General features: G+C 55.6%; 10 protein-coding genes. 4 read left to right on the plus strand and 6 right to left on the minus strand.

Features of this window, described 5'->3' with window-relative positions; translation table 11 throughout:
• Nucleotides 1–21: 21 nt before the first annotated feature.
• Nucleotides 22–3,909: an ATP-dependent RNA helicase HrpA gene (gene hrpA / locus H0S68_RS12800; protein ID WP_410528749.1), complete on the minus strand. Its 3,888-nt coding sequence runs from the start codon at nt 3,907–3,909 to the stop codon at nt 22–24.
• 269 nt (nt 3,910–4,178) lie between these two features.
• Here hrpA and azoR point away from each other — a divergent pair, with 269 nt between their 5' ends.
• The gene (gene azoR, locus H0S68_RS12805; RefSeq protein WP_020827068.1) at nt 4,179–4,784 is read left to right on the plus strand and encodes an FMN-dependent NADH-azoreductase; all 606 of its coding nucleotides are present in this window, start codon (nt 4,179–4,181) and stop codon (nt 4,782–4,784) included.
• A gap of 126 nt (nt 4,785–4,910) precedes the next feature.
• On the opposite strand, the gene H0S68_RS12810 is transcribed toward azoR, so the two are convergent.
• From H0S68_RS12810 to H0S68_RS12820, 3 genes are read right to left on the minus strand one after another with little or no spacing between them, the layout of a single operon-like run.
• Nucleotides 4,911–5,234 (minus strand): YdbL family protein, encoded by a 324-nt coding sequence (locus H0S68_RS12810; protein ID WP_128865201.1) that lies wholly within the window; start codon nt 5,232–5,234, stop codon nt 4,911–4,913.
• An 8-nt stretch (nt 5,235–5,242) separates the two neighbouring features.
• Complete coding sequence (locus H0S68_RS12815; RefSeq protein ID WP_020827070.1) at nt 5,243–5,440, minus strand: YnbE family lipoprotein; 198 nt, start codon at nt 5,438–5,440, stop codon at nt 5,243–5,245.
• Complete coding sequence (locus tag H0S68_RS12820; RefSeq protein ID WP_262244113.1) at nt 5,437–8,049, minus strand: YdbH family protein; 2,613 nt, start codon at nt 8,047–8,049, stop codon at nt 5,437–5,439. Before H0S68_RS12820 ends, H0S68_RS12815 begins: the two co-directional genes overlap by 4 nt.
• Nucleotides 8,050–8,600: 551 nt before the next feature.
• On the opposite strand from H0S68_RS12820, the gene H0S68_RS12825 reads away from it, so the two are divergent.
• Nucleotides 8,601–9,593 carry a 2-hydroxyacid dehydrogenase gene (locus tag H0S68_RS12825; protein WP_046373427.1) on the plus strand — a complete coding sequence of 331 codons (993 nt, stop codon included), beginning with the start codon at nt 8,601–8,603 and terminating at the stop codon, nt 9,591–9,593.
• Between the two features lie 19 nt (nt 9,594–9,612).
• Nucleotides 9,613–10,041: a heat shock protein HslJ gene (hslJ, locus tag H0S68_RS12830; RefSeq protein WP_122079466.1), complete on the plus strand. Its 429-nt coding sequence runs from the start codon at nt 9,613–9,615 to the stop codon at nt 10,039–10,041.
• Nucleotides 10,042–10,084: 43 nt separating this feature from the next.
• Here hslJ and H0S68_RS12835 read toward each other — a convergent pair whose 3' ends face one another.
• Both H0S68_RS12835 and H0S68_RS12840 read right to left on the minus strand, forming a co-directional pair.
• Nucleotides 10,085–10,345 (minus strand): DUF333 domain-containing protein, encoded by a 261-nt coding sequence (locus tag H0S68_RS12835; protein WP_046373425.1) that lies wholly within the window; start codon nt 10,343–10,345, stop codon nt 10,085–10,087.
• A gap of 471 nt (nt 10,346–10,816) precedes the next feature.
• Nucleotides 10,817–11,149, minus strand: a complete 333-nt coding sequence (locus tag H0S68_RS12840) for an SMR family transporter (protein WP_044551516.1) — start codon at nt 11,147–11,149, stop codon at nt 10,817–10,819.
• A 248-nt stretch (nt 11,150–11,397) separates the two neighbouring features.
• On the opposite strand from H0S68_RS12840, the gene nifJ reads away from it, so the two are divergent.
• Entirely contained in the window at nt 11,398–14,931 is a 3,534-nt protein-coding gene (nifJ, locus tag H0S68_RS12845; protein WP_116690376.1) for a pyruvate:ferredoxin (flavodoxin) oxidoreductase, read from the plus strand.
• The last annotated feature ends 133 nt before the right edge of the window (nt 14,932–15,064 follow it).

Here is a 15,064-nt window from a genome sequence, read left to right on the forward strand (position 1 = left end):
CAGGCTGCCTGTTCGCGTTGCTCAGCCCGAAAGCTGTTCGATAGTCTGCAAGATACGCTTGTCAGAGATCGGGTAAGGCGTGCCGAGTTGCTGAGCGAACAGGCTGACGCGCAGTTCTTCGATCATCCAACGCACCTCTTTCACCTCTTCATCCTGCTGTCGCTTCGGCGGCAGTTTGTTCAGCCACTGTTGCCAGGCCTGTTGCACCTGTTCCACCCGCAGCATCTGCGCACGATCGCGATGCGGATCGGTCGCCAGCTTCTCCAGACGGCGCTCAATTGCCTGCAGATAGCGCAACGTATCCGACAGGCGCTTCCAGCCGTTGTTGGTCACAAAACCGCGATAAACCAGGCCGCCGAGCTGGTTTTTGATATCCGACAGCGCCAGCGCCAGGGAGATGTCCACCCGGCCTTTCAGCCGTTTATTGATGTTGAATACCGCCGTCAGGATCTGCTCGACCTGTTTGGCTACACCTACCACCGTTTCATTCAGCTCGGCGCGCACTTTTTCCTGCAGGCGGGCAAAATCCTCTTCCTGCCAAACCGGCCCGCCGTGCTCGGCAATCAGCTTATCGATGCCGCACGAGATGCAGTCGTCAATCAAATCCAGCACCCTGCCATAAGGGTTAAAGTACAGCCCCAGCTTGGCTTTGTTAGGCAGTTTTTCATGCAGATACTTGATGGGCGATGGAATGTTCAGCAACAGCAGGCGGCGCGTTCCCTGCCACATCGCCTGTTGCTGTTCCTGCTCGCTGTCGAACAAACGGATCGCCACGCTGTCTTTTTCATCCACCAGCGCCGGATACGCCTTCATCGAATAGCCACCGCGTTTCTGCTCATAAAACTCCGGCAGTTTGCCGAAGCTCCAGATATGCAGATTGCTTTGCTCCAGCCCATCGTCTGCCACCGCAGACAGGGTTTCCTGCACCTTGTCTTTCAGTTGCAGCTTCAGCGCGGTCAGGTTTTTGCCTTCCAGCAGGGTTTTGTGTTTTTCCCCCACCACCCGGAAAGTCATTTTAAGGTGATCGGGCACCTGTTCCCACTGCCAGTCATCTCGTGACACCGTCACACCAGTCATACGACGCAGCTCGCGCTCCAGCGCATCCAACAGCGGCAATTCCAGCGCGGTGACCCGTCCCAGAAAAGCCTCGGCATAGTTCGGTGCCGGTACAAAGTTGCGACGAACCGGTTTGGGCAGCGACTTGATCAGGGCGATAACCAATTCACGGCGAATGCCTGGAATTTGCCACTCAAAACCCTGATCCTCAACCTGATTAAGGATCGGCAGAGGAATATGCACCGTCACGCCGTCGGCGTCGGTACCTGGCTCAAACTGATAGGTCAGGCGCAGATTAAGGTTGCCCTGATACCAGGTATTCGGATAGTCCAGCGCACTGACCTTATTGGCACCGTCCTTGATCAGCATCTCTTTTTCAAAGCTGAGCAGATCCGCGTTCTGTTTTGCGGCGTTTTTCCACCAGTTGTCAAAATGACGCCCGGAGATCACCTCGCCAGGGATGCGCTGATCGTAGAAACTGAACAGGGTTTCATCATCAACCAAAATGTCACGACGGCGCGACTTATGCTCCAGCTCCTCCACTTCCGCACGCAGCTTCAGGTTGGCACTGAAGAATGCATGGCGCGTCTGCCAGTCGCCTTCCACCAGCGCATGGCGGATAAACAGTTCCCGGCACAGCAGCGGATCTATGGTGCTGTAATTAACCTGTCGCGCAGCGACGATGGGTAACCCGAACAGCGTCACTTTTTCGGTGGCCATCACCGCACCCTGAGATTTCGACCAATGGGGTTCGCTGTAGCTGTGCTTCACCAGGTGCTGGGCTAACGGCTCAATCCACTCCGGTTCGATACGTGCGGCGATACGCCCCCACAGGCGGCTGGTCTCAACCAGTTCGGCCACCATGGTCCATTTCGGTGGCTTCTTGAACAGACCTGAACCTGGGAAGATAGAAAATCTTGCGTTGCGAGCGCCCGTGTACTCTTGCTTATCAGCATCTTTCTGGCCGATATGCGATAGCAAACCGGTCAATAACGCGGTGTGTACGCTACGGTAATCGGAAGGTTCGCTGTTGACCGGCAGCCCCAGCTCTTTAACCACCTGACGCAGCTGGGTATAAATGTCCTGCCATTCACGCACCCGCAAATAGTTAAGGAAATCATTTCGGCACAGCCGACGGAACTGACTGGAGGAGTGCTCTTTCTGCTGCTCTTTCAGCCAGTCCCACAGGTTGACGTAAGCCAGGAAATCCGAATCTTTGTCGGCAAAGCGTCGGTGTTTCTCGTCCGAGGCCTGCTGTTTGTCCATTGGCCGTTCGCGCGGATCCTGTATCGACAGCGCAGCGGTGATGATCATCACTTCACGCACGCTGCCGCTTTTCTGCGCCTCCAGCACCATGCGCGCTAAGCGCGGGTCGATCGGCAACTGCGCCAATTGACGCCCCTGAGGCGTGAGCTGGTAGTGGCCATTGTCGGCCGTTTTAATTGCGCCCAGCTCTTCGAGCAGGCGTACACCATCGAGAATATTGCGTTTGTCCGGCGCCTCAACGAACGGGAAAGCGGCGATATCCCCTAACCCAAGCGACGTCATCTGCAAGATAACCGACGCCAGGTTGGTGCGCAGGATCTCCGGATCGGTAAACTCCGGACGCGACAGGAAGTCCTGTTCCGAGTACAGACGCATGCAAATACCGTCGGAGACGCGCCCGCAGCGGCCCTTGCGCTGATTGGCGGAAGCTTGCGAAACCGGCTCGATCGGCAGGCGCTGCACCTTGGTGCGGAAACTGTAACGACTGATACGCGCGGTACCGGGATCAATCACGTACTTGATGCCGGGCACGGTCAGTGAGGTTTCCGCCACGTTGGTCGCCAGCACGATGCGCCGCCCGTGATGCGACTGGAATACCCGGTTCTGTTCGCTGTTCGACAAACGGGCATACAGCGGCAGGACCTCGGTATGCGGCAAATTAAGACGGTTCAGGGCGTCGGCGGTGTCGCGAATTTCGCGCTCGCCGCTCATGAAGATCAGGATATCCCCCGGCCCTTCGCGGCCCAGCTCATCTACCGCATCGAAAATCGCCTGCAGTTGATCGCGATCGGTATCGTCGGCATCGTCCACTACCGGGCGATAACGCACCTCGACCGGATAAGTACGACCAGAGACTTCGATAATCGGCGCGTTATTGAAATGGCGCGAAAAACGCTGCGGATCGATAGTCGCCGAAGTGATGATGACTTTGAGATCCGGGCGCTTTGGCAGCAGTTCACGCAGGTAACCCAGGATGAAATCAATGTTCAGGCTGCGTTCGTGCGCTTCATCGATAATCAACGTGTCGTACTGCATCAGCAGCCGGTCCTGCTGGATTTCCGCCAACAGGATCCCGTCGGTCATCAGCTTGACCAGGGTGTTTTCGCCGACCTGATCGTTAAAGCGCACCTTATAACCGACGCTGCCGCCTAACGGCGTTTCCAGCTCGTCGGCAATGCGGTTGGCTACGGTACGCGCCGCCAGGCGTCGAGGTTGGGTATGGCCGATCAGCCCTTTTACCCCGCGCCCCAGCTCCAGACAGATCTTCGGCAACTGGGTGGTTTTCCCCGAACCGGTTTCACCGGCAACAATCACCACCTGATGGTCGCGGATGGCATGCAGAATATCCTGTTTTTTCTGACTGACCGGCAGGTTTTCCGGGTAGGTGACTTTCGGACAGGATGCGGCGCGCGACTGCACTTTTTGCAACGCTGCCGTTATGTCACTTTCCAGCTCGGCGGCGACGGCCAACTGAGCATCGGGATTTTTGATTTTTCGTGCGCCCTGCAGCCGACGTTGCAGACGTTGTTGGTCACGGAGCATCAGCTCGCCCAGTTGGGCAGACAGTGCCGCGAGCGGAGATTTCACGTTCGGTATTCCTTGTTTCATCGCTGCTGTATCAAGCTTTAGCAGCGGTTTGGTAATGGGTTAGCGAGTTTTCAGCTTTAAGTGCGCAGAATAACATAAGCCCCTTTTTCCCCATAATCCCGCCGCTTATGTCCCGGCAGCTTATTCAATAAAATCGAACAAAGGTCTCGAAATATTGCGCTATCACTGCTGAAAAAATGTGAATAGAGTGTACTGCATGCAAAGGACGCGTTGTCCTGATGTCACTGTCATAACGTAAGGAATTACCGATGAGCAAAGTACTGGTTCTTAAATCAAGCATCCTGGCGGGCTACTCGCAGTCTAACCAACTGGCAGATTTCTTCGTTGAGCAGTGGGCAAAGGCTCATGGCAACGACACCATCACCGTGCGTGACCTGGCTGCACAGCCAATCCCGGTACTGGACGGTGAACTGGTTGGCGCCCTGCGTCCTTCCGACACGCCGCTGACCCCGCGTCAAACCGAAGCCCTGGCGTTGTCCGACGAGCTGATCGCCGAACTGCAAGCCAATGACACCATCGTTATGGCGGCCCCGATGTATAACTTCAACATTCCGACCCAGTTGAAGAACTATTTCGACCTGATTGCTCGTGCCGGCGTCACCTTCCGCTACACCGAAAACGGTCCGGAAGGCCTGGTGAAAGGTAAGCGTGCCATCATTCTGACCAGCCGCGGTGGCATTCACAAAGGCACCCCGACTGACCTGGTCGAACCTTACCTGCGTCTGTTCCTGGGCTTTATCGGTATCACCGACGTCGAGTTTGTGTTCGCTGAAGGTATCGCCTACGGGCCGGATGTTGCCACCAAAGCGCAGGCCGATGCCAAAGCCACGCTGGCACAGGTTGTTGCCGCCTGATGCCCGTTGCAGGGGTGTGATGCCCCTGCAAAGCTTCAACAGAACAAGCCAAATCCTGTCAAACCCGCTCTACCCTCATAAAAATCCAATGTTATATCGCTATTGCGCGCCTCAGGGCGCGCTTTTTTATTTCTTCAGCCATTGGCCGTTTATGCCGCGTACGTATTCCCCCGCGGGGGCACGTGCGACCAGTTTTTGCCCGGCCATACGCGCCACATCGTCGATGGCGATATGATTGCTGTCCGCCACCTGTTGGTATTTCTCGGTGCGTCCGGCATTAATATTTTTCACCAGGGTCAAGGTTTCGGCGTCCTGCTTCACCGGCGCAATATAGCCGTTGAGCGTTTCACCGACGCGCCCCTGTTGCTTGGCCTCATCCAGCGTCAATGCCATTGCCATGCTGCTGAACAGCCAGGCGGCGCCAATCAAGCCTAAATAACGTTTTTTCATGTTGGCTCCTAGAACAGACCGCTTTTGTCTTTCAGCAGATTCTCGACGTCTTTATCCACTTTGATGTGAATTTCATGTTCAATCTTGACGTTCATATTGATGGTGATCGGATCTTTAGGCGTGGCGACCTCGATGCGTGGCACGCAGCCGCTCAGCATTGAGGTGCCGAGCACGGCGGCCAGTAATGGCCCGCTGATGATTTTCATGGTTGTTCCCCAGGTTTGGTGAGGGCCTGTTCCAGCCACTCCTGTAAATTGTCGCCAAAGCGCAGGCTGCGCCAAAGCTGAAACACGTTTTCCTGATGGCTATAGTTCAGGATAACCTCTCTTTTAGCGCTTTTTTGCGGGTTAACCCCGTCAATGCGCGCCTTCAGCGTCAGTTCACCGAGGTTGTCGAGATCGACTCTGGCCTTGGAGCGGTTAATCTCCATATAGCGCAGCCAATCTATCGCGGCGCCGGTCGCCATATTATTACTGCCGATGGCATCGGCCATGTCCTTGTCCAGGCGCAGCGTCAACATGCCAGCGTTGGCAATCCAACCGTTGCGCACCAGCCATTTAGGATGATTCAGGAACAGCGGCAATTCACCGTCTACCCGTCCTGACATGGCAAACTGTTTTGGCTTCAACGCGGTAAACAAGGCACTGAGATCCACCTTATCCAGCTTCAATACGGCGGCGTCATGCTGCGGCATGCGCAGCGCAGACAGGCTGATGTGGCCGTTCAACGCGTCCATACCGACGTTGCTCAGCGTCAGCGGTGCCTGCTCGCTGTAAGGATAAGCGCCCTGAAGATCGGCGGTAATATTCTGCATTTCGAACAGGTTGCGGAAAGACTTGATGCGCAGCATCATCGGTTGCTTGGCGCCGAGCTGCCAAATGTGATTTTTCAGGCGGTAGGACATGACGAAATCCAGCCCGCTCATCTCACCGTCTTTCAGCCACATGCCGCCCTGCTTCACCACCCAATGGCCACCGGCCTCAAAACCCTGCACCCGTGCGGCAGAGAAGGCCGATTGCGCATAGAATTCACCGTCGCGCAGTTTGATATTGAGATCCGGCGAGATGAGCGGTTGGAACACCTTCAGCGACTGCTTCGGCCACCAGCCCTCTCCGCGTAAACGCTCACCGTCCCAACGGCCACGTAGCGCTATAGGGCCAATCTGTTCCGCCTGCAGTTTGCCCTGCAGCTGGAAATTATCCGGCGTTGTGCCCTTCATCTGAAGCGCCAACACCGGTGCCGGCAGGTAACCACCGTTAGTAAAGCTGACCTTGCCTGAAACCAGTTGCAGTTCGCCATTGAACGCCGGGTTTTTCTCGTCCCGCTGCCAACGCAGCGGCTGGCTGAGGCTAAGGCGCGGCGCATCCACCGTTACCATGCTGTACTTCAAACGATCAAAACCAGTGGAAAGCCGATCGAGGATCAGCGTGCTGTCCTGCCAACTGCCGCTGCCGGCAACGTCCCAGGCAGCCTGCAACGGCGGTAATTGTCCGTTGCCCCAGTAGCGCCATTGCCAGTTGCCGTGGTCCGGCCAAAAATCTTGCGCCTTGCCGTCCAGATGCAGTTTAAAACGCCCCCAGTAGCTGTCGCTGGCATTAATAATGGCCTGCAACCGACCGGTGATGCCGGCTGCAGTCACTTTCACCCCGGCCAACGGCAAACGCGCCTCTTCCAATTTCATTTCCGGCGTGGCGTTGCCCCACAGTCGCAGCAGTGAACCGGACTGCAAGACCAGCGTCGGGTTGAGGATGGTGCCGCTGACAATACCGGGGATCGAGGCAGTCATTGAAAAGTCGGACAGATTCGCCTGGCCGGTCAGTTGGAAACGCAGATCGCTGTCGGTCAGGCCGACTTTACCCGGTCCCAGCGTCAATACCGCGTTGCCTTTGCCGTTATGGCCGTCGGTGATGACATTCAAACGGGCGCTGATCTGCGTCTCATCAAAACCTTTACTCCAGTCGTGCAGCGCAATGTTCACCCCGCCGTTTAGCGGTTGCTGGCTGTATGGCCAGCGCCATTCGCCCTGTTTAATGCTGACCTGTTGGGCGTTGATCTCCCAGGGTAGCGTCGCCAGGGGTTTGTTTTCACCCTTTTCCGTCAGCGTCAGCACGCCCTGCTGCTGTTGCCAGCGCATGTCCAACAGTAAGGGTTTGTCCAGATAGCCGGTCTGCATTTCGCCCTGCAGCGCCCCTTGTGCCGGAATACTGTCCAAATCGAGCGGAATGGCTATTTTGCCGGTCAGGTGCAGCGGTTGTGGGCTGTCTGGCGCAGTGATCGTCAGGCCGTTGAGCGTCAATTGCTGCTGCGGATCCAACAGCGCATCGACCTGAATATTCGGCCCCTGATATTGCAGGCGCTGGCCCTCTGCAGAGGAATGTATCTGTAATTTACCGGCGTAGTACTGCCACGGCACCACCGCGAAATCCTTGATGGTAACGTCCAGCAGCGGCAGTTGTTTTTGCAATTGGTCCAGCGCCAGTGGTGCACTGCTGGCGTCAGCGGCGGGTAATTTTGATAAGCAGGCAGTATCGACATTCAGCTTATCGCTGATGAGCTCCCACCGCCCCTGCTGATAGGCCAATCGGGTCGGTCCGACGGCGGCAAGCAAACATTCTTGTGCCAGAAAACGCGCGCCATCCAGCTGCAATGCCCCCTGACGCCAATACGGTTTGCCTTGCAAAACCAATTGGCTGCCCTGTGGAAGCCAATGAGAGATCACACGCGGCAACCAGCGCGGCAGAGTTTGCCACAGCGCAAGCAGCAAGATCGCCGTACTGACCACAATCCCTATGAATACTTTCAATCGCTTAGTCATTAAATGATTGCTTCATTCCTGAGTTAGGCCGCTTACCCTGGCCAGAGGGCGTTTTAAGTAAGTCTATGCCTGAATTGGCAATAATGATGGCATGAATTTGACATAGGGTGAAGCCAACGCCGACGAAGATGCCCCGTTTCGGCGCTTTTGCAGCCGTTGATAGGGTTACTGTAAATTTTAGTTACATATTCATCACATGAATGCGAACTGTTTCGGACTTTTGTTATTGTCGTTACCTTTGATAATTAATAGTCTTGCAAGCATTCTAACAAAAGTCAGCTGCTAGCTAACTATACTAGAGAAGCCATTCCCCACACCCCCGTGGGGATTTTTTTGCCTGGAACCAACCTCTCTCTCATCTCTCGCGCTTCGCTTTTCAGCCACTCCGCGCCGAATATTCACCCTGTTGTGACGTTGCCAGCTACCCTTAATCAATACCCTTTGCGGCAACGATAACTGCTGCCATTCAACGCGCATCAAACAGGCTAACCAATTGTAGAATTTACTAAAATCTGTTAAATTGATCACAAAATCACGCGGGAGAAACCACGATGAAATTGGCGATATACAGCACCAAACAGTATGACCGTAAATATCTCGAACTGGTGAATCAGCAGTTTGGTTACGAGCTGGAGTTCTTCGACTTTCTGCTCAGTAAAAAAACCGCCAAAAACGCCGCCGGCTGCAAAGCCATCTGCATCTTCGTCAACGACGACGGCAGCCGTGAAGTGCTTGAAGAACTGGCGGCGTTGGGGGTCGAAATTTTGGCTCTGCGCTGCGCCGGGTTCAATAATGTCGATTTGGACGCCGCCAAAGAACTGGGCATCAAGGTGGTGCGCGTACCGGCCTACTCGCCGGAAGCGGTCGCTGAACATGCCGTGGGCATGATGATGTGCCTGAATCGTCGTATTCACCGCGCTTATCAACGCACCCGCGACGCCAATTTCTCGCTTGAGGGTTTGATCGGCTTCAATATGCATAACCGTACTGCCGGGGTGATTGGCACCGGTAAGATCGGCGTCGCCACCATGCGCATCCTGAAAGGCTTCGGCATGAAACTTCTGGCTTATGACCCGTACCCAAGCGAACAGGCATTGGAGCTGGGCGCGGAATATGTCGATCTGAAAACGCTGTACGCACAATCTGACGTCATTACCCTGCACTGTCCGCTGACGCCGGAAAATCACCATCTGTTGAACACCGACGCTTTTGCGGCGATGAAAAATGGCGTGATGATCATCAACACCAGCCGCGGCGGTTTGATTGACTCATCAGCCGCGATTGATGCCCTGAAACAACAGAAAATCGGCGCCCTGGGGATGGACGTGTATGAGAATGAACGCGACCTGTTCTTCGAAGATAAATCCAATGACGTGATCCAGGACGATATTTTCCGTCGTCTGTCTGCTTGCCACAACGTGTTGTTCACCGGTCATCAGGCTTTCCTGACCGAAGAGGCGCTGACCAGCATCTCGGAAACCACGTTGCAGAACGTGAGCCAATTGGATCGTGGTGAGCCTTGCCCTAACCAGCTCAATGCCTGATTTGTCCTAAGGAGAGCCGATGAAAAAGTCTATGTTGGTGGCGTTAATGCCGCTGCTGTTAGCCGGGTGTGGAATGAGTCAAAACGGAAAGACGGTAAAGGAAAGCGACCTGTTGCATCATAACTTTATTTTGCAAAGCGTCGACGGCGTAGCGGTGAAAGCGGGCCAGGGCAAGCAGCCCAACATCGAGTTCGGTGAAACCCTGCACGTTTCCGGTGCCATGTGTAACCGTTTCTTTGGCAATGGCCAATTGCAAAATGGCGTGCTGACGGTAAAAGGTCTGGCTTCAACACGCATGCTGTGCGCAGACCCGCAACTCAATCAGTGGGATCGGGTGATCGGCGACGTGTTGGGCAAAGGAGCAAAAGTCACCCTCAGCGCTCAGCAATTAACGCTGAGCGGCGGCGACCATACCCTGGTTTATACACTGCGCGATTGGGTGCAGTGATCCCTGTGCACCAGGCTGCTCTGCGGCCTGGTGTTATTAACCGTTAGCCGGCGCTCGCGCAGGCACCCCGCCCCAGCGTCGATTCTTCGCACTGTTTACCATTCGGCATTTGGCACATTCTGATCGCTTCGCCGTTTAAATTGTGGGTCACGGTCGTGACGCCGCCAACGATGGCACAGTTAGCACTGGTCTGTAAGTTATTGATTCTTGCACTGTTAGCCTGCTGGACTGGTTCTTCGTTGTTGCTGCTGCAGGCGGCCAAAAGCAGTACGGTGCCGGCCAGCAACCCTTTTAATATTGTCATTAATCCACTCCTGAACCCGAAACTGCGCTGTGTAAAATCGCCATTGCCGATAACTCGCATCACTTTATTGCGGACACGTTAGGTTATCTTTGATGCAAACCTGTTTAATCTAGCCTGATATATAAATAATGAAAATATATTCCTGCAATTATTTGCCGTTTATTTGAACAGCGACGAAATTATTATGGTTACTGGATTTTTCCGCTCTGTCCGCGGAGCAAACATCGAACATCCCTGCCCGACCTGAACAAGGGTCAGTCACAGCCGGGTTAAACAGGCATTTTAGGAGAGGTTAACGCTTTGAGGCGAGGCGAACAGCACCAAAATGCGGTGTCAAAATGGCGCATTTTTTGCCGGTAAAAGGAAGATCCAAACTTGGGGGTAATCTATTATTTTCCGTTATTTATTAATAAGGTTTTCTGCCAGCGCCACTGAATGTCGCGCTGGCGATTGTTTCGGTCTAAATAAGGATCAGTGCGCTGCGGTTTTCGACAGTAAATTAATCACCAACACGCCGGCAATAATTAATCCCATCCCCAGCACGGCTGGCCAATCCAGCTTTTGTTGATAAACAAATACCGCGGCAATTGACACCAGAACAATACCCATGCCCGACCAGATGGCGTAAACAATGCCCAGCGGCATAGTTTTCACCACCATCGACAGCCCCCAGAAAGCTACGCCATAGCCGACCACGACCACCAGCGACGGCCACAAGCGAGTGAATCCCTCAGAGGCTTTCAGCATGGTGGTGGCGATCACTTCTGCGACTATCGCCATGGTCAAATACATAAATCCGCTCATCGTTTTTTCTTCTGTAAGTTTACCTATTCACCAGTATGACGCGCCGGAAATAAATTGTCGTTAAACAACGATGACAATTTTTCTTCAGGGCCATTTAAAGTCGTGAAATATCTCCTTGTCGCATTTTTTGTCGATTTATCATCCGCCACACAAACGCGATAAAGGGCCAATATATCCCTCTGCTAGACTTTGTTAATTACTGCGAGAGGTGACTTTCGCAGCTTTTTGAGCAATGAAAGGTAAAGTTGATGATTACTACAGATGGTAATAATGCAGTCGCTTCCGTCGCCTACCGCGCCAGCGAAGTGATTGCCATCTACCCAATCACCCCCAGTTCGACCATGGCGGAACAGGCGGATGCCTGGTCCGGCGACGGCCGTCAAAATATCTGGGGCGACGTGCCGCGAGTGGTGGAAATGCAGTCGGAAGGCGGTGCGATCGCCACGGTACATGGCGCATTGCAAACCGGCGCGCTGTCGACCTCGTTTACCTCATCGCAGGGCCTGCTGCTGATGATCCCGACGTTGTACAAACTGGCCGGTGAACTGACGCCGTTTGTGCTGCATGTTGCTGCGCGCACCATCGCCACCCATGCGCTGTCGATTTTTGGCGACCATTCCGACGTGATGGCGGTACGCCAAACCGGCTGCGCCATGCTGTGCGCCAGCAACGTCCAGGAAGCACAGGATTTTGCGCTGATTTCCCAAACGGCCAGTCTCAACAGCCGCCTGCCGTTTATTCACTTTTTTGATGGTTTCCGCACCTCGCATGAAATCAACAAAATCGTGCCGCTGAGCGACGATACCCTGCGCCAGATGCTGCCTCAGGACGCGATTGATGCGCACCGCAGCCGCGCACTGTCGCCTGATCATCCCGTGGTGCGGGGCACCTCCGCCAACCCGGACACCTATTTCCAATCGCGCGAAGCCACCAACCCCTGGTATAACGCGACCTGCCAGCATGTGATTGACGCGATGGACAAGTTCGCCGAGATCACCGGCCGGGCGTATCAGCCCTTCGAATATTACGGCCATCCACAGGCCGAGCGCGTGGTGATCCTGATGGGGTCCGCCATCGGCACCTGCGAAGAAGCGATCGACGCCCTGTTGACCCGTGGTGAAAAAGTCGGCGTGCTGAAAGTGCGGCTGTTTCGGCCGTTTTCCGCGCAGCACCTACTCAGCGTGTTGCCGGAAAGCGCGAAGAAAATCGCCGTACTGGACCGTACCAAGGAGCCCGGCGCGCTGGCGGAGCCCCTGTATCTGGACGTGATGACCGCACTGGCTGAAGCGTTCAGCCGGGGTGAACGCGCCCATATGCCGATGGTGATCGGCGGCCGTTATGGGCTCTCCTCGAAAGAGTTTGGCCCTGACTGCGCGTTAGCCGTGTTTAACGAGCTGGCTCTGGATCGCCCGCGTCCACGCTTTACCGTCGGCATTTTCGACGATGTGACCGGTCTTTCCCTGCCACTCAGTGAAGAAACCCTGCCGCAGCGCGCGTCGCTGGAGGCGCTGTTCTACGGTCTTGGCAGTGACGGCTCCGTTTCCGCGACCAAGAACAACATCAAAATCATCGGCAACAGTACGTCAATGTATGCCCAGGGCTATTTCGTTTATGACTCGAAAAAGGCCGGAGGCCTGACAGTATCCCACCTGCGCGTCAGCGAACAGCCCATCAACTCGGCCTATCTGGTGAGTCGCGCCGACTTTGTCGGCTGCCACCAACTGCAATTTATCGATACTTACCAGATGGCGGAGCGCCTGAAACCCGGCGGCATTTTCCTGCTCAATACTCCCTATGGTGCCGAAGAGGCCTGGTCGCGGCTGCCGCAGGAAGTGCAAGCCGTCTTGCAGCAACGTCAGGCACGCTTCTATATCATCAACGCGGCGAAACTGGCACGTGAATGCCGGCTCGGTGCACGTATCAACACCGTAATGCAGATGGCGTTTTTCCATCTGACCCAAATTCTGCCGGGCGACGTAGCACTCCAGCAATTGCGGGATGCTATCGAACGCAGCTACAGCAACAAAGGCCAGGATATTGTTGAGCGCAACTGGCAGGCGCTGGCCGCCACGCTTGACGCGCTGATTGAAATCCCCCTGCAGCCGGTTAACGAAAGCAGCCCAATGCGACCGCCGATTGTCTCGGATGCGGCTCCTGACTTTGTCAAAACCGTGACCGCCGCGATGCTGGCCGGACTGGGGGATGCGTTGCCGGTGTCAGCCTTCCCGCCGGACGGTACCTGGCCGGTGGGGACCACCCAGTGGGAAAAGCGCAATATCGCCGAGGATATCCCCATTTGGCAGCCGGATCTGTGCACCCAGTGCAACCACTGCGTTGCCGCCTGCCCGCACTCCGCCATCCGCGCCAAAGTGGTTCAGCCGGAGGCCATGGAGCACGCCCCTGCCTCGCTGCAATCGCTGGATGTGAAAGCGCGCGACATGCGCGGCCAGAAATACGTACTGCAGGTCGCGCCGGAAGACTGTACCGGCTGCAATCTGTGCGTTGAAGTCTGCCCGGCAAAAGATCGCCAGAACCCGGACATCAAGGCCATCAACATGGCATCGCGCCTTGAGCACCTGACTGAAGAAAAAGCGCATTACGACTTCTTCCTGCAGTTGCCGGAAATTGATCCCTCGCAGATCGAGCGGATCGACATCCGTACCTCGCAGTTGATTTCGCCGCTGTTCGAATACTCCGGTGCCTGTTCCGGCTGTGGGGAAACACCGTACATCAAGCTGCTGACCCAGCTTTATGGCGACCGGTTGCTGATTGCCAACGCCACCGGCTGTTCGTCCATTTACGGCGGCAACCTGCCGACTACACCTTATACCACCAATGCCGAAGGCCGCGGTCCAGCCTGGGCCAACTCGTTGTTCGAGGATAATGCGGAGTTCGGTCTGGGCTTCCGCTTAACGGTCGATCAGCACCGCAGCCGCGTACTGCGTTTGCTGAACACCCTGGCGCCGCAGCTGCCGGCACAGTTGGTCAACGCTCTGCAGATGACGGATATCGCACCAGAGCCGCGTCGCCAACAGATTAAGGAACTGCGCGGCTTGCTGGCGCAGATTGAAGGTCACGACGCGCGCCAACTGGCGACTGACGCCGATTATCTGGTGGATAAATCCATCTGGCTGATTGGTGGCGACGGCTGGGCTTACGATATCGGGTTCGGCGGGTTGGATCACGTCCTCAGCCTGACCGAAAACGTCAACGTGCTGGTGTTGGACACTCAGTGTTACTCCAACACTGGCGGCCAGCAATCGAAGGCCACCCCGCTCGGGGCGGTGACCAAATTCGGCGAACACGGCAAGCGCAAGGCACGTAAGGATCTGGGCGTCAGCATGATGATGTACGGCCATGTTTACGTGGCGCAAATCTCGCTGGGTGCGCAGCTTAATCAGACGGTGAAAGCCATTCAGGAAGCCGAAGCTTATCCGGGGCCATCCCTGATCATTGCCTACAGCCCCTGTGAAGAACACGGTTACGATCTGGCACTCAGTCACGACCAGATGAAACAGCTGACCGCGACCGGATTCTGGCCGCTGTATCGCTTCGATCCACGTCGCGCCGATGAGGGCAAACCGGCGCTGGCGCTGGATTCCCGGCCGCCAAACAGCAATCTGACCGATACGTTGCTGAAAGAACAGCGCTTCCGCCGCCTGAACTCACAGCAGCCGGAAGTCGCCAGCGCGCTGTATCAGGCCGCAGAAAAAGAGCTGAAGGAGAAGTACGACTTCCTCAGCCTGCTGGCTGGCAAGGGGGAAACCTCCTCCGCCGAGTAAACCCACGGGGCGCGACCGGTTCGCGCCCCGCTTTTGTTTTTTGCCACTGCGTAACTTTCTCCACGCCAGACGCCCTCGCGCAACACAGTATCGAATAACCTGAATCAGCCCTCAAAAACAGCTTGACCTTCCA

The sequence above is a fragment of the Serratia sp. AXJ-M genome (genome assembly GCF_046531865.1).
Taxonomy (GTDB): domain Bacteria; phylum Pseudomonadota; class Gammaproteobacteria; order Enterobacterales; family Enterobacteriaceae; genus Serratia; species Serratia liquefaciens.